Origin of the sequence: Brevibacillus brevis (assembly GCF_900637055.1) — a bacterium.
Lineage (GTDB): Bacteria > Bacillota > Bacilli > Brevibacillales > Brevibacillaceae > Brevibacillus > Brevibacillus brevis.
On sequence record NZ_LR134338.1, the window covers coordinates 2,756,070 to 2,776,381 of the forward strand.

Annotated in this window: 21 protein-coding genes and 1 tRNA gene; 16 read left to right on the plus strand and 6 right to left on the minus strand. The window is 46.0% G+C overall.

Annotated elements, in window-relative coordinates:
- Positions 1-16 precede the first annotated feature (16 nt).
- The 7 genes from EL268_RS13620 to EL268_RS13650 all read left to right on the plus strand — a co-directional run bounded on the left by EL268_RS13620 (position 17) and on the right by EL268_RS13650 (position 7,945).
- Positions 17-253 (plus strand): phosphopantetheine-binding protein, encoded by a 237-nt coding sequence (locus tag EL268_RS13620; RefSeq protein ID WP_106656426.1) that lies wholly within the window; start codon positions 17-19, stop codon positions 251-253.
- Between the two features lie 66 nt (positions 254-319).
- Positions 320-1,288: a 2,3-diaminopropionate biosynthesis protein SbnA gene (gene sbnA, locus EL268_RS13625; RefSeq protein WP_106656425.1), complete on the plus strand. Its 969-nt coding sequence runs from the start codon at positions 320-322 to the stop codon at positions 1,286-1,288.
- Between the two features lie 46 nt (positions 1,289-1,334).
- Positions 1,335-2,303 carry a 2,3-diaminopropionate biosynthesis protein SbnB gene (gene sbnB / locus EL268_RS13630; RefSeq protein ID WP_106656424.1) on the plus strand — a complete coding sequence of 323 codons (969 nt, stop codon included), beginning with the start codon at positions 1,335-1,337 and terminating at the stop codon, positions 2,301-2,303.
- Between the two features lie 24 nt (positions 2,304-2,327).
- Positions 2,328-3,089, plus strand: a complete 762-nt coding sequence (locus EL268_RS13635) for a ParB N-terminal domain-containing protein (protein ID WP_232030550.1) — start codon at positions 2,328-2,330, stop codon at positions 3,087-3,089.
- A gap of 154 nt (positions 3,090-3,243) precedes the next feature.
- The gene (edeA, locus tag EL268_RS13640) at positions 3,244-6,303 is read left to right on the plus strand and encodes a cyclic peptide edeine export ABC transporter EdeA (RefSeq protein WP_174769411.1); all 3,060 of its coding nucleotides are present in this window, start codon (positions 3,244-3,246) and stop codon (positions 6,301-6,303) included.
- A 152-nt stretch (positions 6,304-6,455) separates the two neighbouring features.
- Positions 6,456-6,529, plus strand: a tRNA-Gly gene (locus EL268_RS13645).
- Positions 6,530-7,027: 498 nt separating this feature from the next.
- On the plus strand, positions 7,028-7,945 hold the full coding sequence (locus tag EL268_RS13650) for an aldo/keto reductase (protein ID WP_106656420.1): 918 nt from the start codon (positions 7,028-7,030) through the stop codon (positions 7,943-7,945).
- A 10-nt stretch (positions 7,946-7,955) separates the two neighbouring features.
- Here EL268_RS13650 and EL268_RS13655 read toward each other — a convergent pair whose 3' ends face one another.
- From EL268_RS13655 to EL268_RS13670, 4 genes are all read right to left on the minus strand, one after another.
- The gene (locus EL268_RS13655; RefSeq protein WP_106656550.1) at positions 7,956-8,597 is read right to left on the minus strand and encodes a DUF3885 domain-containing protein; all 642 of its coding nucleotides are present in this window, start codon (positions 8,595-8,597) and stop codon (positions 7,956-7,958) included.
- Positions 8,598-8,633: 36 nt separating this feature from the next.
- Positions 8,634-9,026, minus strand: a complete 393-nt coding sequence (locus EL268_RS13660; protein ID WP_106656419.1) for a YkvA family protein — start codon at positions 9,024-9,026, stop codon at positions 8,634-8,636.
- A gap of 211 nt (positions 9,027-9,237) precedes the next feature.
- On the minus strand, positions 9,238-10,221 hold the full coding sequence (locus tag EL268_RS13665; RefSeq protein ID WP_106656418.1) for a zinc-dependent alcohol dehydrogenase family protein: 984 nt from the start codon (positions 10,219-10,221) through the stop codon (positions 9,238-9,240).
- 311 nt (positions 10,222-10,532) lie between these two features.
- Positions 10,533-10,742 carry a CDGSH iron-sulfur domain-containing protein gene (locus EL268_RS13670; protein WP_106656417.1) on the minus strand — a complete coding sequence of 70 codons (210 nt, stop codon included), beginning with the start codon at positions 10,740-10,742 and terminating at the stop codon, positions 10,533-10,535.
- A gap of 133 nt (positions 10,743-10,875) precedes the next feature.
- Here EL268_RS13670 and EL268_RS13675 point away from each other — a divergent pair, with 133 nt between their 5' ends.
- Positions 10,876-11,046: a tryptophan RNA-binding attenuation protein gene (locus EL268_RS13675; RefSeq protein WP_069844814.1), complete on the plus strand. Its 171-nt coding sequence runs from the start codon at positions 10,876-10,878 to the stop codon at positions 11,044-11,046.
- Positions 11,047-11,135: 89 nt separating this feature from the next.
- Here EL268_RS13675 and EL268_RS13680 read toward each other — a convergent pair whose 3' ends face one another.
- Together EL268_RS13680 and EL268_RS13685 are read right to left on the minus strand one after the other, a co-directional pair.
- Positions 11,136-11,510, minus strand: coding sequence for a DoxX family protein (locus tag EL268_RS13680; protein ID WP_106656416.1), 375 nt, complete (start codon positions 11,508-11,510; stop codon positions 11,136-11,138).
- Between the two features lie 354 nt (positions 11,511-11,864).
- Positions 11,865-12,392, minus strand: coding sequence for an isochorismatase family protein (locus tag EL268_RS13685; protein ID WP_106656415.1), 528 nt, complete (start codon positions 12,390-12,392; stop codon positions 11,865-11,867).
- A 117-nt stretch (positions 12,393-12,509) separates the two neighbouring features.
- On the opposite strand from EL268_RS13685, the gene EL268_RS13690 reads away from it, so the two are divergent.
- The 8 genes from EL268_RS13690 (at position 12,510) to EL268_RS13725 (ending at position 20,301) form a co-directional block, all read left to right on the plus strand.
- On the plus strand, positions 12,510-13,154 hold the full coding sequence (locus EL268_RS13690) for a hypothetical protein (RefSeq protein ID WP_106656414.1): 645 nt from the start codon (positions 12,510-12,512) through the stop codon (positions 13,152-13,154).
- A gap of 151 nt (positions 13,155-13,305) precedes the next feature.
- The gene (locus tag EL268_RS13695) at positions 13,306-14,007 is read left to right on the plus strand and encodes a YjjG family noncanonical pyrimidine nucleotidase (RefSeq protein WP_106656413.1); all 702 of its coding nucleotides are present in this window, start codon (positions 13,306-13,308) and stop codon (positions 14,005-14,007) included.
- Between the two features lie 73 nt (positions 14,008-14,080).
- Positions 14,081-15,910 carry a UbiD family decarboxylase gene (locus EL268_RS13700; protein ID WP_106656412.1) on the plus strand — a complete coding sequence of 610 codons (1,830 nt, stop codon included), beginning with the start codon at positions 14,081-14,083 and terminating at the stop codon, positions 15,908-15,910.
- 216 nt (positions 15,911-16,126) lie between these two features.
- Positions 16,127-18,097, plus strand: coding sequence for a BglG family transcription antiterminator (locus tag EL268_RS13705; RefSeq protein WP_106656411.1), 1,971 nt, complete (start codon positions 16,127-16,129; stop codon positions 18,095-18,097).
- Positions 18,057-19,202: an amidohydrolase/deacetylase family metallohydrolase gene (locus EL268_RS13710; protein ID WP_106656410.1), complete on the plus strand. Its 1,146-nt coding sequence runs from the start codon at positions 18,057-18,059 to the stop codon at positions 19,200-19,202. Before EL268_RS13705 ends, EL268_RS13710 begins: the two co-directional genes overlap by 41 nt.
- A complete protein-coding gene (locus tag EL268_RS13715) occupies positions 19,193-19,564 on the plus strand; it encodes a hypothetical protein (RefSeq protein WP_106656409.1) in 372 nt (123 codons plus the stop codon). Before EL268_RS13710 ends, EL268_RS13715 begins: the two co-directional genes overlap by 10 nt.
- Positions 19,565-19,596: 32 nt before the next feature.
- On the plus strand, positions 19,597-19,959 hold the full coding sequence (locus tag EL268_RS13720; protein WP_106656408.1) for a glycine-rich SFCGS family protein: 363 nt from the start codon (positions 19,597-19,599) through the stop codon (positions 19,957-19,959).
- Between the two features lie 3 nt (positions 19,960-19,962).
- Complete coding sequence (locus tag EL268_RS13725; protein ID WP_106656407.1) at positions 19,963-20,301, plus strand: DUF4312 family protein; 339 nt, start codon at positions 19,963-19,965, stop codon at positions 20,299-20,301.
- Positions 20,302-20,312: the final 11 nt, after the last annotated feature.

The window sequence follows — 20,312 nt, forward strand, 5'->3', positions numbered from 1 at the left end:
ACTTGGAGGGACTCCTATGGATAGGGAAAACGAAGTATACGAGACGCTCCTACAGTTGTTTTCTGAGTACGTGAACGAAAGCGGAGAACTTACGGAGTACATTGATTCATTGACCTTTATCAAGTCGGTCGTAAAGGTTGAAAAAGAGTTTGGCATTGAATTCGATGATGACATGCTCCATTTGCAAAACTTTCAAGATATGAAAACGTTGGCCGGTTACATCCAGCAAAAAATGGATGCAAAATCTGCCTGATCCAAGGGCCAAAATATATTCGGTCGATCGGAAAAAGACGGGAAAAATCGGGAGTGAGGGCTCAATATGCTAACGAAAATGATGGCCATAAGTCACATGATTGGCAATACGCCTTTAATCAAACTGGAGCATGAGCACATCAATCTGTCGTGCAAGCTGGAATACAACAACCTCATGGGAAGTGTAAAAGTAAGGCCGGCCTTTTACATTTTACAGGAGGCGATCAAAAGAGGAGAGATCACGCAGGAAACTACCGTAATCGAGTCTTCTTCGGGAAATTTTGCTATCGCTTTGGCGACTTTGTGCAAGCGAATCGGAATTAAATTTATTCCAGTCATTGATCCAAACATCAATCCCGTCTATGAGAATTTACTCAGGGTAATTTCCCATGAGGTCGTAAAAGTAACGGATCGAGACGAGACAGGAGGATTTCTCCTAACGCGTATTCAAACGGTCAATCGCCTGCTGAACGAGACGAATAACTCGTTTTGGACCAACCAATACGGAAATCCGGACAGCGCTCGATCCCATTACTTCGGACTGGGAGCCGAGATCGCAGACAGCTTCGAGACATTGGACTATGCTTTTATCGGCGTTAGCTCTGGCGGCACGATTACTGGAATTTCGCAGCGGTTGAAAGAACGATTTCCAGACATAAAAATCATTGCAGTCGATACGGTAGGATCGGTGATTTTTGGACAAGAACCACAAAAACGATACATCCCGGGAATTGGATCGAGCATGCGGCCTGACATACTCAAGCACGCGATTATTGATGAAGTCGTTCATGTTTCGGAGGAGGACACAGTCAAGGCTTGCTATCAGCTGTATGCTGAGCATGGCATTTTTGCTGGAGGATCTTCCGGGACTTCCTACTGGGCGGTTGAAAACTATTTCAAAGATCAAAAGCATGTAGTCAAGCCAAACGTTGTCTTTTTATGCCCAGACGGTGGTATGCCATATGTCAATACCGTATACAACCAGGAATGGGTTCAGTGGTTGCATCAGCAAAAGCATTCTTTCGTTGGCAATTAAGAAGTCTTCAATCAAATCTACTACGATAAGCAGGGTGGGATGCACGTTGTTATATCTAAACACGAGTGATATTGAAAAGGTCGGCAAGAATTGGAAGGAAACCATTGATGTCATTGAACATGCTGTGCATTCCTTAAAAAAGGAAGATTATGCACAGCCGATTAAACCTTACTTGCGGTATCATGACATGTCAAACCGCATTATTGCCATGCCAGCATTTGTAGGCGGAGATACCTACATGGCGGGAATCAAGTGGATTGCCAGTTTCCCGAAAAACCTTCAAGAGGGTATCCAACGCGCGCATTCGATTACCATCCTGAACGAAGCCAGAACGGGTAAGCCTGTGGCAACGATTAATACGGCCCTGGTCAGCGGTATTCGAACTGCTTCTGTTTCCGGTCTTCTTCTCAAGCATTACGAACAAGTACGTCCCCTGCAAAATGTAACGGTCGGAATTATCGGATTTGGTCCGATTGGCAGACTTCATCTGCAAATGGTAACGGCCATGTTAGGAGAGAAGATCGCCAAGGTGGTTCTCTATGACATTGCGGGTATCCAGCAGGAGCATATTCCGGTGGAGATAAAAGAGAAAACGGTTATCGCGCAAACGTGGGAAGAAGCATATTGCGAGGCAGATGTGTTCATTACGTGCACGGTATCACCGCATGGTTTTATTGACAAGCAACCAAAACGTCAGTCCTTGTTGTTAAATGTGTCGTTACGCGATTTTACACCAAAAATTCTCGACTATACCCGCTCCATTATCGTAGACGACTGGACTGAAGTTTGCCGTGAGAATACGGACATCGAGATCATGCATCTGGAGAGAGGATTGCAAAAAGAAGATACCAAATCCATCACAGATATCGTCTGCCTTAACCAGATGAAAGAATTTCCACAAGATGAGCCCATCATGTTTAATCCGATGGGGATGGCGATTTTTGATATCGCCATTGCCGCCTACTATTACAAACAAGCACTCTCGCAGGGGATCGGAACTCACTTGCAAGACTAACTGGAGGTTACCATTTTGTACGATGTGCTGGCAAATCTAAAACTGGTAGAGTCATCTCGAATTTGTTTGCACGAGTCACATGAAAACAAGCGACTTCATAAGACTAGACAGATCATTGAGGAGGAAGGGATTTTGCGCCATCCTCCGCTGGCGATTCTCATGCAAAACGGTCAGTATTTGATCATTGATGGCGCACATCGGACCTTTGCTCTTCAAGCGCTTGGGTGCAAACATATCCCCATACAGGTAGTTGAGCATGAGGATTTTCACTTGGACATGTGGGATCATATTGTGCCAGTCGCTGCATGGTTGCAATCAGTGGAGCAGGATTCTGTGTTTCGGTGGGAAACAGAGCGTTTACGAGAAACGCCTGTGGCAGAAATGAAGATAGGGAACAAGGAACGCTTCTACCTGTATCCAAAGGAGAAGCGGCAGGATGATGAGTGGCGAATGACGCTATGGCGTCAATTAGTGGACAGTTATAACTATAGCCACCCGGTGCATCGTCTGCCCACAGGGATGCTCGAATGGCCGGAAACAGGAGCCGCCTTGATACGCTTCCCGCCAATCAGTCTCGCGGAATTGGAGCGTATCGTATCGGAAGGGCATGTTTTGCCTGCGGGTGTTACTCGTTTTGAAATCGACGGGCGCCTATTAAACTTGTGTATCCCGATTAGCCTATTGAAGCAGGAACAAATCGAGCAAGAACAGTGGGAGCGATTGGTTAAAAAATGGAGAGAAACCTTGCGCCTCTACTCGAAACCCGTGTATATGTGCGATGCGTAATAAGAAACCGTGGCGAGTTTGATTCGCCACGGTTTCTATCCAATCCCAATTACATCACGTACTGGTTGCGGTCTTTCCCACAGACGCAGTGCCTAAAAAGGAGTGGATCATTCTGCAAAAGATCATAGATGAGTCGAGACGAAAACTAGCATTCTTGCTGATGTGTCTGGTTCTCGTACTTTCCGGCAGTATGTCCGTGTACGCCGAAACGATCGATCGACAGGATACGGAAATCGCAACGGCAATCGAACAGCTGGTCAATAAAACCATGGAGTCGGAAAAAATCCCGGGTGCAGCCGTTGTGGTCGTCAAAGAGGGGAAAACGATTTACAAGCAATCGTTTGGATTTTCTAACGTCCAGAAGCAGGAGCGGATAACTGCTGACACATTGTTTGAAATCGGATCGAACTCCAAAGCCTTTACGGCGCTAGCAATACACCAGCTTGTCGAGCAAAAACAACTTTCGCTGGATGACCCGGTTCAGAGCTTTATACCGTGGTTTACCGTTACATATAAAGGACAACCGGAAACGATCCTGATCAAGCATTTGCTGTACCATACCAGTGGGATTCCGTTTGAAAGCATTGGCTCCATACCTATCACTTCCAGCGAGAAAGCAATCGAAGAAACAGTTCGAGCGATCAATCATACTGAACTGGTTCGTAAGCCGGGGACCGAATATGAATACGCCACCATTAACTACGATATCCTCGGCTTTTTGGTCGAGAAAATTACCGGTCAGTCCTATGAGCAGTATGTGCAGCAACAAGTCATTGCCAAATTGGGACTAACCCATACCTTTTTGAAGGCACAGGCACCCGAGTGGGATATGGCAAAAGGGCACAAAATCAGCTTCTTTTCTCCAAAAGTGTATGATGCGCCTGATTATCGTGGAAACACGCCAGCTGGTTATGTCGTATCCAACCTGAACGATATGGAACGATGGCTGAAGATTCAGCTAGAGGTGGAGTCCTCTGCGTTTCGTACGGAGTTGGTGCGTACCGCACATCTTCCTGATCGATCGGTACCTCCAGCTGCAGACGGTTCCTCGTATGCGTCAGGCTGGATGATTTATCAAGATGGTGGGGGGCAAATTTCGCACGGCGGCAACAACCCTGGATTCTCGTCGTACATGGTGTTTCGCCCAGAGGAAAAGCTGGGAGCCATCGTTTTGACCAATACAAACTCGTTGAACGCATTCGTTATTGCGGAAGGGGCCGTCAATCTCCTACAAGGAAAAGAAGTGCCAGTAGTCGTCTCTGACACCAATCTGCAGGCAGATCGTTTGGCGAGTATTAGTCTTGTGATCCTTGGTATCCTTTTGTTGGTACTTAGTGGGGCAATCGTGCAGATTATGGTGCAAGTCTTTCGAGGCGAACGAAAACTCGCTTCGAATGCGGGGCGCATCTGTTTAACATCTTTCGTTGCTTTTGTTGTCATGGGAAGTGTGTTGACAGCCGCCTTGTACTATTTACCGGATGTTTTTTTTATGGGGCTACCCTGGCAGTTCATCGAGGTCTGGCTTCCGATCACCATTTTTTACGCCATGTACGCATTGGTGGTAAGTCTAGGGCTGTTTAATCTCTATATCACGCTAATTCGCTTGTTCCCGAAATCAAAAGAAACATCCATGACGTCAATTGTCATACAGGGGCTTATCAGCGGATTCGGAAATGCGCTGATTATTTTTATGATTAATCTGGCGCTCACTTCTACAAACAAGTTTCATGCATCGATTTTCCTGTATTTTCTCCTGGGTATCTTGTTGTATATCGTCGGGGAGAAAATGATGCGTAGCCGACTGATTGTGATCACAAATGAAATCGTATACGAAAAAAGAATGGAACTGATCCGCAAAATTTTTCGGACCCCTTATCAAAAGTACGAGACACTTGATAACGGTCAAATATATGCGGGATTAAATAACGATACGGAAACGATCAGTACGTTCGCCAATAGTGTCGTTGTGGCACTGACGAGTGCGGTTACACTCGTGTTTTGCTTCATTTATCTGGGCTCGCTGGATCTATACGGATTTTTGTTTTGTCTGGCTGTCATTTTTGTGGCTGTAGGCTTGTATACGCTGGCAGGTCGCTTTGCAAACAAAGTATGGGAGGAAACCAGAGACATCCAAAATGTGTTTTTCTCCTATATAACCGATATGATCGGGGGCTTCAAGGAGCTGTATCTGACGCAGGCACAACGAAAAGAATTCGAAGAAGACATGGAAAGAAGCTGCTCTGACTATCGACATAAGAAATCAGCGGGCCAATTTAAATTTGTGAATGTGTATTTGATCGGGGAATTGCTTTTCGTCGTGGTAATCGGCACGGTTGCCTTTTTATTCCCGATTCTCTTCCCTTCGCTTCAAAAAGAGATGCTGATTAGTTATGTGTTTGTCTTTCTGTATATGACAGGGCCTGTTCACGGTATTTTGAATGCAGTACCGGAGCTGATTCGTATCAAGATCAGCTGGCAGCGCCTGAATGCATTGCTCGATTCCTTATCAGTGGAAACGAGAAAAGAAGAGGAAAGCTTGACTGAGCGGAATGCGCAAGACTTTGAGACGTTTTCAACGGAACAGGTGCGGTTCCGATACAAAAACAAGGAGGGCGAAGAGTTTTCCGTAGGGCCGCTGGACTTCTCCTGCCGAAGGGGGGAAATCGTCTTCATTGTTGGTGGTAACGGCAGCGGGAAGTCAACGTTTGCCAAGCTGATTACCGGATTGTACGAGCAGGATGAAGGCGAGTTTTTCATGAACGGACAAAAAGTGAATGCTGATCAACGCTGCGAATTCTTCTCCGCGATCTTCAGTGATTTCTACTTGTTTGAGAAGATGTACGGAATCGATTACCAAGCGAAGCAAGAAGAAGTGAGCAAATATTTAGAGGTGCTTCGTATCGCTGACAAAGTGGAAGTGGATGAAACGGGAACATTTAGCACGACGAAGCTGTCTACGGGTCAGCGTAAGCGTCTTGCCTTAATGCTCAGTCTGGTAAGAAACCGGCCCATTTTTCTCTTTGACGAGTGGGCAGCGGACCAAGATCCAGAGTATCGTCAATTCTTTTACGAATCCTTGCTGCCAGAAATGAAAAGACAGGGCAAATGTGTCATCGCGATCACACACGACGATCGCTACTTCCATCTTGCTGATCAGGTAGTGAAAATGGAGAGTGGGCGAATTATTTCGCAGCAAACACTTGCGCATGCCTGATGTCAAACCAAGGAGAGAAGACCGAACGGGGATGATGCCCGGCGGTCTTTTCTTGCATGATTGGCACGGCTCCATTCGATTGGATGCACTAGACAAATAATTCAGACAGCTATATAATTGGAAGCAGTTGGAATGAAATGCGGTAACATTTTGCGGGTGTAGTTCAATGGCAGAACTCCGGCTTCCCAAGCCTGCGGCGTGGGTTCGATTCCCATCACCCGCTCCATACGAAATGGTCGAAAAGCCTTTGATATCAAGGGCTTTTCTTGTTTGTGCAACAATGGTTGCAGAAAAACAAGATTGGAAGTGAAATGGGCAAAATATTCCTACCGAAAATAGAAGAATAACGGGTGTGCAGGGAAGTTACACCAAACAAAGAGTCCTTCCATGGTAATTTGGGAAGGACTTTTACTTGTACATTTTTCGAATCTTATCGTTTAATTTTTGAGTCACATACTTCTTTGGATTTCTTATCCATACCGAGTTCCATTGCCGCAGGATTCTCATTCTTGTGAGTTGAATAAACCTAGTAGCTCTCATGATAATCTGCTTTAACAACCTCGGCTTCCTGTACCCGTACCTCCATTTCAACATGAATCGCCGTCCTTTTCTTTAAGGTATCATTAGGTGAGATTTTTCAGAACAAGTATTTTCCAACGTATTGAAACGACTGTTCTTACATGACACAATGAAAAAAATGACATTCAGGTGTGGGAGGATAGACATGAGAACCATATCACTCGGCACGAGCAAGTTAGAAGTACCGGTCATCGCAATCGGTTGCATGAGGATAGGGTCACTAGACAAGCTGCAAGCGGAGCGCTTCGTACAAACGGCGCTTGAAGAAGGGGCGAACTTCTTCGACCATGCAGATATTTATGGAAAAGGCAGATGTGAGGAAGTATTTGCAGAAGCGATTCAGATGAGCCCTAGCGTTCGCGAACGTATCCTTTTGCAATCGAAATGTGGCATCCGGCCCGACATGTTTGACTTTTCCAAAGAGCATATTTTGAATGCAGTGGATGGGATTCTAAAACGTCTAAAAACTGAATATTTGGATGTATTGCTGTTGCATCGTCCAGACACTCTTGTCGAGCCAGAAGAAGTAGCGGAAGCGTTTGATCTTTTGGAAAGCACGGGTAAAGTGCGCCACTTTGGCGTCTCCAATCAAAATCCGATGCAGATCCAGCTGTTACACAAATATTTGAAGCAACCCATCGTCGCTAACCAGTTGCAACTCAGCATTATGAACGCGACGATGATCTCACAAGGCTTCAACGTCAATATGGAGAACAACTCGGCTGTGAACCGAGATGGCAGTGTGCTCGACTACTGCAGGCTGCATGATATTACGATTCAGCCTTGGTCACCGTTCCAGCATGGATTTTTCGAGGGGTCTTTCCTTGGGAATGAGAAATTTCCTGAGTTGAACAAGAAAATCGATGAAATTGCAGCTAGATATGAAGTATCTAACACGACAATCGCCATCGCTTGGCTATTACGGCACCCCGCGAACATGCAACCTGTCATTGGCACAACGAATATCGACCGAATGAAAGATTGCGTGAAAGCAGCACCTATTCGCTTGACGCGTGAAGAGTGGTATGGCATCTATCGTGCTGCCGGAAATGTGTTGCCATAGCTGATTTCATTTACGAAAACACCTGATCGATCTTGGCTTTGTCATAGTCTACTATCCAATGCGAATAGCTGTCATATATCCCTCTGATTGTTTCAGGAGAAGTGGCTAATAAATCACAGCCTCGATCGTCATAGATGTGAAAGATGGTATGTTTGCTCGTATTGATAAAATAGACCCGATGAAAAATACGTGGCTTCAATCCCATATCTTGACGACAGATTGCTTTTACCATCGGAACAAATGCAAAATCGGATGTCTTACACTTCAAGGCGAATCGATGCGTTCGATAGGCTTCATTTTCATCGTCTTCTGGAAAAACATAAGGGATGGTGTGTTGTTGCAGCTTATACAAAAGTGATTTGTTCTTCACATACTTGGAAAAGGTGTTCAATTTACGCTTGAAAGCCCTACCGTCTCCAAAATCGTTTACATCCACTACGATATAGATGTCATCGTTAGGTGCATGTAAAGCTTTACATAAAGTAATCGCTCGCGTATAAACCCCCTGTAAATAGGGGCCATTTTCATAAACGTTATGGTAATGGTAGTCCACACCCAGCTCAAAACGGATTCCAGTATCCCAACTATAAAACAAAGGTGGTCTAAGTATTAACGTTGGAAATGCATGATATAAATACTCGTGTAACGTCATCAAAGCACCTCGCTCTACTAGAACCATGGATTTTTCCTATTCCTGTAAAAATTCTTTTTGTTTCCACTCTTTGTATAGAGTAAGGTCGCTGCTCACTTGTCGAAGCACCAAACCAATGATTGTCGCGTCATCTAGTAAACCAGCAACAGGAATAAAATCTGTGATGGCGTCTACGGGTGAAACAAAGTACAAAATCCCGCCAATAATCATCAAGATGGATTTAACAGGGATTGTTCGATATTTTCCACTCGTCCAATCTCCGAAAATACTAAAGAGTAGCTGTAAATTCTCCCAAACATCTCCGATCGCTTTTTTATCTGCTTTTTTCATTGCTTTTTTTAAGAGATTAGATGCTTTTTCTTTATCGTTCAGATATTCAGAGGCTTTTGATTCATAATTTTTAAGAAACCTCTTTTCATGTTTAGCCATAGGACCCCCTATGTTTCGTCGAAGCCAAAAAGGGTGAGAAAACGCTCATTTTTGGCTTCGGTGTTATTAAAGCGTAAACCCCTTGTACATCCCTAAAGAACGAGGGGCCGTATAGGCACTTTACCATCTGAATTTGCGCTACAGCGAGAGCTTATCATGTATTTTGCTCGTAGAAAAGTAGCGTTTAGGATGTACGATTGCATCCCAGTAATTACACCAAGATGATTTTTCCCGTACGATGACGGCTCTCCGCAAATTGCACTGCTTCAAGAACATCATGCAAAGCAAATTTCGCTCCAGGCTCTGCTAAAAGGAGCTTCCCATTCTGAACGAGCTCGATGACTTTCTCAAACGTTTCGTGCCAGGTAGATACGGAAACTCGTTGATTCCAGTGGCGCAATAAAAACAGTTGAGGGAGAACGCCAAGCTCTTTCGAGATGATCGACCAATCCACTTGAACTCCCGATAAAAGTCCTAACGACAAGAAAATCCCGCCAGTACGTGTAGACTTCGCCAGCTCTAAACCATCTGGGCCGCCAATGGAATCAATAGACGCATGAGCACCTTGTCCGTTCGTTACACTCATGACGGCATCATATATAGACATACATGAACTGTCGATGACCTGCCATGCCCCAAGATGCGTCAACTCCTCGGTATATCTTGCGTTTCGGACGATGGCGATCACTCTAAAACCGAAAAGAGCGGATAGCTGTATAAACAAGCGGCCAATGGCTGAGTTGGCTGCATTGACTAACAAAACCTGATGAGAAGACAGTTGAAGTGTCTCATTGCAGATGACCCACGCAGTGATGGGGTTGATGTACAACCGACTGGCGATATCATCTTGGATCGAATCGGGAACCGAAATGGCTAGCTCAGCTGTCGTTTTTACGTATTCTTGCCAAGTACCCTCTCCGCGCAAAGGCAGAACACGTTTACCGATAAGAGAGCGGGGAGCAAAAGGACCTGTATCAATAACGGTACCAACCCCCTCATACCCAGGAATGGCGGGAAGGTTGATGCGATGCTTGTAGGCACCACGAATCGGGATAAGATCAGAAGGATTAATCGGACGTGCGCTCATTTTCACCAATATTTCATCTTGCTTCAGAGGTTCAATCAGCCGCTGTTCAACCTTCAATACTTCATGGGGTTCGCCAAATTGATCGTAACGTACAACTTGTGCATTCATGGTTGTGCACTCCTAACTTTGTCAGCCATAACCGAACGAAGGATAGTTCTTCGTCTTTGCGTATGGGATCGGAATGTCATTATTTTAGGTATAAAAAATAATTGCCGTCAATCAAAACGAGAACTTGGCAGGGCAGCTACAATAAAAAACAGATACGCGATCTAGACCGCAGACATAAGATAATGGTTCGGGTTATGGATGACTTGTCGCCATGATATTCTTCAAAATTATACCAATATTTCAATGTGGAAACAATTTGACATAATAAGCGATCAATAAGCGAAAAAAGAGCGCATCTGCGCTCTTTCGGATCATGCTTTTGCCCGTGGTGCACTTTCAAAGCCTACTTTTTTATGCGTGCCATCACAGAACGGCTTCTTCTCGGATTGACCGCATCGACAGAGTGAAAAAGATGAACCGACTTCATACTTGTCACCTGCTCCATCCAGCAAGTCAACTGCACCGGTAACACGAATTGATCCATTGTCGTTAATCTTGATGGTTACTTTTTCTTGATCCACATGTCATCCCTCCTTTTTTACTATCTTTACCTACTATGATTTCGAGCAGAAGGGTATGTGGTAAATAATTGCTTATTCGTGTTAAAATCAGGACAAGGTACGGTTATTTTTAGCAGGGAAAGGGTTTTGTCTCATGACGATTTCGATGGATGACTTAGAGCAATCCTGCTGGGAATGCGAAGGCAAGGGGATTCTTGTGAATGAAAACAAGCAAGAGGAATCATGCCCCAAATGCCAAGGTAAGGGAGCGATTCTTACCGCACAAGGTCAGACCCTCTTACACTTTATAAAAAAGCATTTGTAAACGAACGAGCTTGTAGAAAAAGCGGGAGGCCGTCATATCCTCACCTGGTTACGGGTAGGAGCTGACGGCCTTTTTAGTGAGCGGAAGGATTAAATCGACGTAGCCTTATTCGGCTGTTTTTTGCTATCACTCTGGCGACCGATCAGCAAGAAAACAAGGAGTAAGACAAGCGGAATCGCTACAGTAGTCGTGTCCCCGTGTAAAAGAAGAGTAGTTGAAGCACCAAGCATAATCACTGCGAGCGCATAGGCGGCGTAACGCACATACTTTTTCATCAGTAAGCCCAGTCCGCCGAGTAGTTCGCCTAAACCGATTACAACTTGGAACCAAAAGGGAAACCCGAATGCTTGGAAAGCAAGTGTTGTCTCTGGATGTCCAATCAGCTTGTAAATACCAGATGAAACGAACATCAAGCACAACCCTGCGATCATTACCCATTTTGCGAAAATACGCAGACCTATCATACTGAAATCCTCCAATCGTTTCGTTGATGGATTCAGTATAAACTGCCCATTATGACATCTTTTGTCATATTTCAATTCCTGAACGTTCTGCAAAGGATTGACCTGTCTACGTCTCTTAATAAGCCCCGGCAGAGTAAGTCAAGTCATAGCTGTGCGTAATTATTTTGATCAGAACGCTCTTTTCTATATCAGGGACGGATAACCAATGTGTGAAAATGAACGTGGGCAGGTTTTGTTGTTCAACGTAATTACTCCATTATTCATAAATAAAATGACACAATTGAAAAACGCGCCATCCAATCCACAATGGAAATCGATGGCGAGTCCTCGAATAACAGGCACAACCTGCTCACATCACTTGTATTTTTCAGTGTACTCGGCGTAGTTTACTACTTCAATGACACTCGACCAATGGAGAACGGTCCCGACAAACTTATTAATGTCTAATCCTTGCATGCCGTATGATTCGGCGGTATTGGTTGTTCCAGTCGCGTCCTTAATAAGCGTCACTTTATATCCGCGATCATAGGCAGCGATCGCCGTAAACATACAACAAAATTCCGTCTCAAAACCAATGATAAAAAGATGATCGACCCCTAACTTTTCTAATGTCTGTGTGAGTTCAGTTTGGAAGAAGGAACTAGGTGTTTGCTTCTCGATCAAGTAGTCAGAATAGTCTTTCAATTGAGGGTGTATGTGAGAACCGATAGAGCTTCTATTCAGTGGACTTTCTTCTGCATCATCGATATGTCTCATAAAAATGACAGGGCGATTGTTCTCTTTAAAATCTTTGATCACCTGCTCCATCAAAAAAAGTTCCTCTTTGTAATCCCCACAACTCACAATTCCGTTTTGCACATCAATCACTAAGAGTGCGTTCATTGCTTCACCTTCCTTCTACCATGTAGATAGATAATTCGGAAGGAAAGAGTGTACTTCCTGCAAAGTACATACCATGAGATAATGAAGGGAAGGAAATAATAGGAAAGGTTGAGTGAGATGAAAGTTTCATTTTCTTATGCATTCATACTACTTGCATTTATTCTCGTGACAGGATGTGGTTCAACGAATTCAAGTACTTCTTCCGTGTTTTCCAATTTAGCCACACAAGGCTCTTCTTCCACGAGTGAAGGTACAGAGGCAGTTGCGGAATCAGAAAATAATCATATCGCTACATACCTTTCGATGGCTGTACTCGCCTTACATGAAGCGAATGGCTTTGAAGCTGGAGAAGAATTTCCACCGGAATCCAAAGCGTTTTTGGCAAAGCATGCTCATCTGTTTCCGGCAACCGGTGATAAAGTGAAGGAAGCCCGGCAATTAGTCGATCAAAATGTGCAACCGAAACATATCAATAAAAATATTGCCAAGTATCATGCTACGATGATTCAAGATAAAGGAACGGTGCTGAGCATCGAAGAGGAAGAGATACCGGAGGTCGGAACCATTTCTGTTTTGCATGTCGTCAATGACGAGGAGGATAGCTACCAAGTTGTTTACCTAGGTGCATTAGACATCTACGAAGATGATACGGTTGAATTTGTGGGGGTTCCAACCTTGCTCTCAGGTTTCGATAATGTAAGTGGCGGATATACGAATTCGATCATCATTGCAGGGAGCTATGTAGGAAAAAGTGCGAATTAAGCTAGGGTAAAATGGATTCTCGTATAGCGAGATGGCCTCGAATGATACAGTTCGAGGCTTTTTGTATGCAGTTTGGCCTTCTGTTTTTGATATGATAGAAAGGAGCTAGTTTGTACGAATACTTGATCAGTAAAGATTTATGGAGGGTGCCATGCGCTATCAAGTCATATTATTCGATGTAGATGATACACTTCTCGACTTCAAAACGACAGAAGAAAATGCTCTGCAAAAGACGTTTTCCCAGTTCGGACACGCTACGGGATCGTCTGATTATGGAGCGACTTACAAAGAGATCAGCAAAGGATTGTGGGAGGATTTAGAAAAGGGGCGGATCACTCTAGCAGAGCTGGGCGTAGAGAGATTTCGAAGACTTTTCAAAGCTGTTCAGCTAGACGTTGATGCAGAGGCGTTCGGCAGCGCCTATCTCGAATCATTGGGCAAAGAAGTGCATTTGGTACCGGGAGCAGTTGAATTGTGTAACAGTTTGGAGGATTGCCGCTTGGTGATCATTACGAATGGGTTCGCCTCTGTGCAAACGGCAAGAATTGCCGCTTCACCGCTTTGCAACTCTTTTGAGCACCTGATTATTTCCGAAGAGGTCGGCTACAAAAAGCCGGATCGGGAAATTTTTGACTACGCGTTTTCCAAACTACAATGGACAGAGAAGGCGAACGTATTAATGGTGGGAGACTCGTTGACCTCTGATATCCAAGGGGGTGCCCATTACGGGATCGATACGTGCTGGTTCAATCCTCTGGGCAAGGAAAATCAGACGAGCATTCAGCCAACGTACGAAATCAGAGAACTGAGCGAGCTTCAAGAAATTGTGCGGAAGGGTAACGTGAATTTGTAGGATCTTTCCTGTATGATGAGAAGGTATTGATCTACAGGTAAATCTAGAATCTAGTGATTGGAGCCCTATAGATATGTATCAGAATTTAGAAGAGTGCATCCTTGACTTGGAAAGGCACGGACATTTGGTTCGTATTCGTGAAGAAGTAGATCCTTATCTGGAAATGGCCGCGATTCATTTGAAGGTGTACGAAGCTGGGGGACCAGCATTGCTGTTTGAAAATGTTAAAGGATCAAAATTTCGTGCGGTGTCCAATCTTTTTGGCACAATCGAGCGCAGCAAGTTTATTTTCAGAAGCACCTGGCAAGCCGCTGAAAATATCATTGCCATGCGCAATGATCCGATGAAAGCGCTAAAGCAGCCATTTAAAAATATCGAGAACGGCTTTGCTGCTCTGAAAGCATTGCCTGCAAAAAAATCCACTAGCATGCCAGTAACTGCACAGGAAATCAACATAACCGATCTTCCACTCATCCAAAGCTGGCCGATGGATGGCGGAGCTTTTGTCACGCTGCCCCAAATCTATTCGGAAGATCCGGACAAGCCTGGAATCATGAATTCCAATTTGGGTATGTATCGTGTGCAGTTGACTGGAAATGAGTATGAAGTAAACAAAGAAATTGGCTTGCACTATCAAATCCATCGTGGAATCGGTGTCCACCAAGCCAAAGCGACCAAAATGGGGATGCCGCTGAAAGTAAGCTGTTTCGTTGGCGGGCCGCCTGCGCATACGTTATCGGCTGTCATGCCGTTGCCAGAAGGCTTGAGCGAAATTACTTTTGCAGGCTTGCTTTCTGGGCGTCGTTTTCACTACAGCTATATCGATGGTTACTGCATAAGCAATGATGCGGATTTTGTGATCACAGGAGATATTTATCCTGGAGATACGAAGCCAGAAGGACCATTCGGTGACCATCTGGGCTATTACAGTCTGATTCATCCATTCCCTGTGATGAAGGTTAAGAAAGTGTATGCCAAGCCAAATGCCATCTGGCCATTCACGGTTGTGGGCCGTCCGCCACAAGAAGATACGTCATTCGGTCAGCTGATTCACGAGTTAACGGGGGATGCGATCAAGCAAGAAATCCCGGGTGTAAAAGAAGTCCATGCTGTAGATGCTGCCGGTGTGCATCCGCTGCTGTTTGCCATCGGAAGCGAGCGATATACGCCTTATCAGCAAGTCAAACAGCCGACGGAGATGCTCACCATTGCCAACCGCATTTTAGGGACTGGCCAATTGAGCTTGGCCAAGTATTTATTCATTACCGCAGAAGAAAACCGACCATTGACGACGCATGATGAAGTTGATTTTATGACCTATATTTTGGAGAGAATCGACTTGCATCGCGATGTTCATTTTTATACAAACACGACCATTGATACGCTGGATTATTCGGGAACGGGATTAAACAGCGGCAGTAAGGTTGTCCTCGCAGCTTACGGCGATCAAAAACGAGAGCTGTGCAAAGAGGTGCCGGATGAACTGAAGGATTTGCGAGAGTTTGAGAATGCCCGCATGATTATGCCGGGAGTGGTGGCAATCCAAGGTCCTGCATTTACCGATTACGCAAACGCCCAGCAGCAATTACAGAATCTGTGTGACGCGATTCAAGCGAGAGGGCCGATCCCGTCTTGCCCGATGATCATCCTTTGTGATGACAGTACATTCATGAGCGCGTCTCTTCAAAACTTCCTGTGGGCAACCTTCACGCGCAGCAATCCATCCCACGACATTTACGGCGTGAACAGCTACTATGAGAATAAGCATTGGGGTTGCGATAATCTGATTATTGATGCCCGTACCAAGCCCCATCAAGCACCGCCATTGGTACCAGATCCAACTGTCGAGAAAAATATCGAACGACTGTTTGTCAAAGGTGCGAGTTTGGGTGGAATCCTGTAAGCACCTCCTACAAGTAGAGGTCCGTAACCTTTCGTTGCGGACCTTTTTTATGTAAGGGTACTATTGGGGTCATCTTTTTCATTGCTGTCGATTCAAACTGATAATTGCAAAAATTGCACGATCGATGGGGAAAGGAATCGTTCTTTACCATCAAGAAAGCGTTTTCTATAATGAATCTCAAGCAAGGACACAGCTTTTTATGGAAAGGAGAAAGGAATGGTCTTTTTAACCACACGTTCCCATGCATTACTGAAGGTGATACTCGACAGCTACTATCCGTTGAAAATTAAGGATGTCGCGCGCGATTTCCAGGTAAGCGAACGGACCGTCAAGTACGATCTGGAGAACGTCAGACAATGGCTGAAGGAACGAAATGTCATCCTCCATTCTCAACCGAATAAAGGGCTGTGGATCACGGAAGAACAAGAGCATCGAAATGCTTTGAAGGAAAATTTGCAAAGTGATGACAGCAAGACACTCATTCTGCCACAAAAGGATCGGGTCAAGCATTTTTTGTTCATTCTTCTGCTGTCAGAAGGGTATCAGCGGATGAACGATTTGGCCGACCATATGGGAGTCAGTCGCAATACCGTCGTTGCCGATGTCAAGGACGCGGAAAAGCTGCTCGATGGCTGGCGTCTCGAGCTTGTCACGAAGCAAAGGTATGGGGTACGCGTGGACGGGAGTGAGCGGCACAAGCGGTATGCTCTCGAAAACTTGATTCACGATCTGTTGGATGGAATCGACATGTATCGAATGGTACAGGGGGTGTTTTTAGAATACGGACAAGAAGCGAGAACAGGTCCATTACTGGAGAAATGGCTGATCAGCCGGACAGAGTTAGGAGAGATCATTCACAGCATCAAAGCATGGATGAATGCTGCTGCGGAGACGCTGGCAGACCGAGCTCTGATTAGTTTACTGATTCGCTTCTGCATTGTCGTCCATCGTGTACAGCGGGGCCAATTGGTCACTGCGGATGATGCCGAGATGGGAGAAGCAAGGCATTGGAGCGGGTACGAGCTGTTTTCACAAGAAGTTCGAGCGTTATGTCAGCGATTGAACGTCGATATTCCCGAACACGAGATTGCGTATGCGTGCCTTCCGCTGCTAGGGACTGAACAGGTGCCAAGAGAGGCGCGTGCAGGTAGGATTGTTTTGGATGTTTTCCAGGCAACCAAGGAACTGACGGAAGCGGTTAGTAACCGGATGCTGGCACCGTTGTACGAGGATCAGGAGCTGGTCAGACTGCTTTTTGCTCACTTGGATGACAGTTTGAACCGTTATCGTCAGGGAGTTCTTTTTGCGAATCCACTGACGGAGGAGATTCGCCGTTCATACGCACGCATGTTTGATGCAGTCAAACGCTCTTGCGAAGATGTGTTTTGGCATCGTGGGGTCTATTGGCTCGATGCAGACATTGCTTACTTTGTACTCCATTTCCAAGCGGGTTATGATCGCTGGCTGGAGCAGAAAAAGGCAGATGCGCTCGTCGTTTGCGGAACAGGCAGAGGGACTTCACGGTTTTTGAAAACGTATCTGGAAAGCGAATTGCGTTCCCTGCGGGTCGTAGGCCTGTGTTCCAGCACAGAGGTAGCGAAGTATTTGGCGAGTCGTCGCGTGGATGTCATTATCAGTGTACTTCCGATCAAAGCAGAGGTGCCCGTTGTGGTTGTCAGTCCCCTTCCTACACGACAAGATATCAACCAGATTCAGAACTGTCTGGAAGCCTTGCAAGTGGAGGGAGGAAATCGACAGCAGGCTGTGAATGCTCGCAAGGAAGCTTGGTTTCCCACACTGACTACTGATCTCAATCCGTCAGATTTGCCGGTGGTGGAGAGACTGTCCCAGGATGTCATCTGCAAAGGGTATGAGATCAGTCAAAAAATCGTGACTGCTTTTCGGGAGTACGTAACGGAACAAACGGCAAGCGGACTGACGCTGCACCTGCTGTTGATGGTGAATCGACTGGCTTTTGGCTCACCCTATCAGGAGGAGTGGGAATCGTCGGCAGAGGCAGAATCAAAAGAATGGAAGGCATGGCGTGAAAAGCTGAACCAATTGATGGCTGAGGCAAACCTCCAAGTTCCACCTAGTGAAGTGACAGCCATTATGCGCTATTTTTCAGGAAAGGGGACGGTAGAGAGTGATAGTGGATCTACTTATACGCAACGGACGGGTCATTGATCCTTCCCAGAACCTGAACGGGCACTATGATCTTGCCATTCGGGAAGGGCGGATCGTTGGGGTGTATGAGAAAGGGAAGACAACCGATGATCAAGGGATAAATCTGGAAAGCAAGGAGACGATCGATGCAGAGGGATCTATCGTGACACCCGGTTTGATCGATCTGCACGCTCACGTTTTTCCGACAAAAACGAATTTGGGCGTAGCTGCGGATCGGGTCGGGGTCGAGCAAGGAGTGACAACTGTAGTAGATGCTGGCAGTGTCGGGCTATGGTCGTTTGATGCTTTTCTTGAAGAAGCCGTGTACCCTTCTGCTACTCGTGTTCTTGCATTTCTGAATATTTCAGGGGACGGCTTGTGCAATGGCGGCGGGGAGCTCGCAGACATGGCGCGGTTAACCCCGAGAGAAGCGGCAGCTCTCATAAGAGAACAGCCGATATTACGAGGGATAAAAGCCCGCATGAGCGGATCTGTCGTCAAGCAAAACGGCATAAAACCCTTGCTCATAGCCAAGGAAGCGGCGAGGGAAGCGGGCGTACCCATGATGGTTCACATTGGAAACGCTCCGCCCAAACTCACGGAAATATTGCCTCTGCTAGACCGAGGAGACGTGGTGACACATGCGTTTCACGGAAAAAAAGGAGGGATGTTCGACGAACGAGGCGAGTTGATTCCAGAGGCGCAAGACGCATTGGAGAGGGGAGTCTTACTCGATATCGGGCACGGCGAAGCGAGCTTTAGTTTTCAAACACTGCGTCATGCGCAGGCTCAAGGGATTAGGCCACATGTCATTAGCACAGATGTTCACCAGCGCAATATTGATGGTCCTGTGCACAGCTTGACGCACACACTTACGAAGTTTCTCGCCATGGGCTACTCGCTCGATGATGTGATTGCGGCAAGTACGCTTGCGCCCGCACGAATTCTCGGGTTGGAAAACGAGATTGGGACGTTGAAAGTAGGGGCATGCGCAGACGTATCCATACTGCAGATTAAAAAAGACCTGACCATTTTGACGGACAGTGAACAAGAAACGTTGGAGACAAAGGAAAGAGTAGTGGCTTATCAAGCGATTACTTCGGGAAAGGTACTGACATGCAAATGATTGATGACATTCTCAAGGAACTGGCAGAGACAAAATCGGATTATTTATCTGAAATTTCTGAAACTAAACAGATTCTCCGAAAAATTGAGGAGGAGTTTCTCCTCATGGAGATTCATATACCGCGAGATCGCTGGCTGGCCATCGGAGCTCATGTACTGGCATTTGTACGACGGATGACAAACGGGGAAAGGCTGCCCGTGATTGAAGCGGAGTTATTCGCCGAAATCCATCCCGATATGGTTACGCTCTCGCACAAAGTCCTCTCGGAAGAAAAGAGTGCGTGGAAGGCAGATGATACAGAAGCGTTTCTATTAGCGGTTCATTTTGAAGCGATCCGTGCCATGCAGATGGGGCCATCGTAAAACATCACTGTGAATATAAGGAGGGTATGTATATGTCTAAGGTAAAAATCGTGATTGGTGATCGTCTCGGAAAAGGACAGAACATCGCCAAAGGAATCGAAGCTGCTGGCGGGACCGCGATCGTCATTCCAGGTGTTGGCGCTGATATGAAGGTCGGAGATGTCATGGTCAGTGAGAGCGCAGATCTAGGGCTGTCCTTTTGCGGAAGTGGTGGGGCTGGGGCACTGACTGCCAAGACCAAGTATGGTTTTCCGGTCGAGTACGGCTTGCGCTCAGTAGATGCGGGTATTACTGCCTTGCGTAGCGGCAAAAAAGTGATTGGCTTTGGCTTCATGGATACAGAAGAGCTAGGCAGGCGCATAGTGGAAGAATACGTCAAGCTGGGAGGGAAGTAATCCATGTATACGGAGACGACGCAGACCTTGCGATTATCCGGGAGTGGCGATACGAAAGAGGGAGCCTTCAACAAGATTTTTTCCCAAATCAAGCATGTAGTGGCGAGACAGACGAATGATTTGGTCGTGCGAATCGAGCCTGTAGGAGTTTCCATTGTGTCTGCTACAGAAACAGTGAAGCATGAGCGATTTTTTGGATTGTTCTTCCCGCGCAAACGAACGCGGTATGACATCACGGTAGATATTCAAGTAAGGCTGGGAATGGTGCAGGTAGAAAACATAACGTTTCAGCAGCAAACCGAGCAGACTGCGGGTATAGGGCAGTTGGTTCGTCAGCGATAGAAGCAGACAGG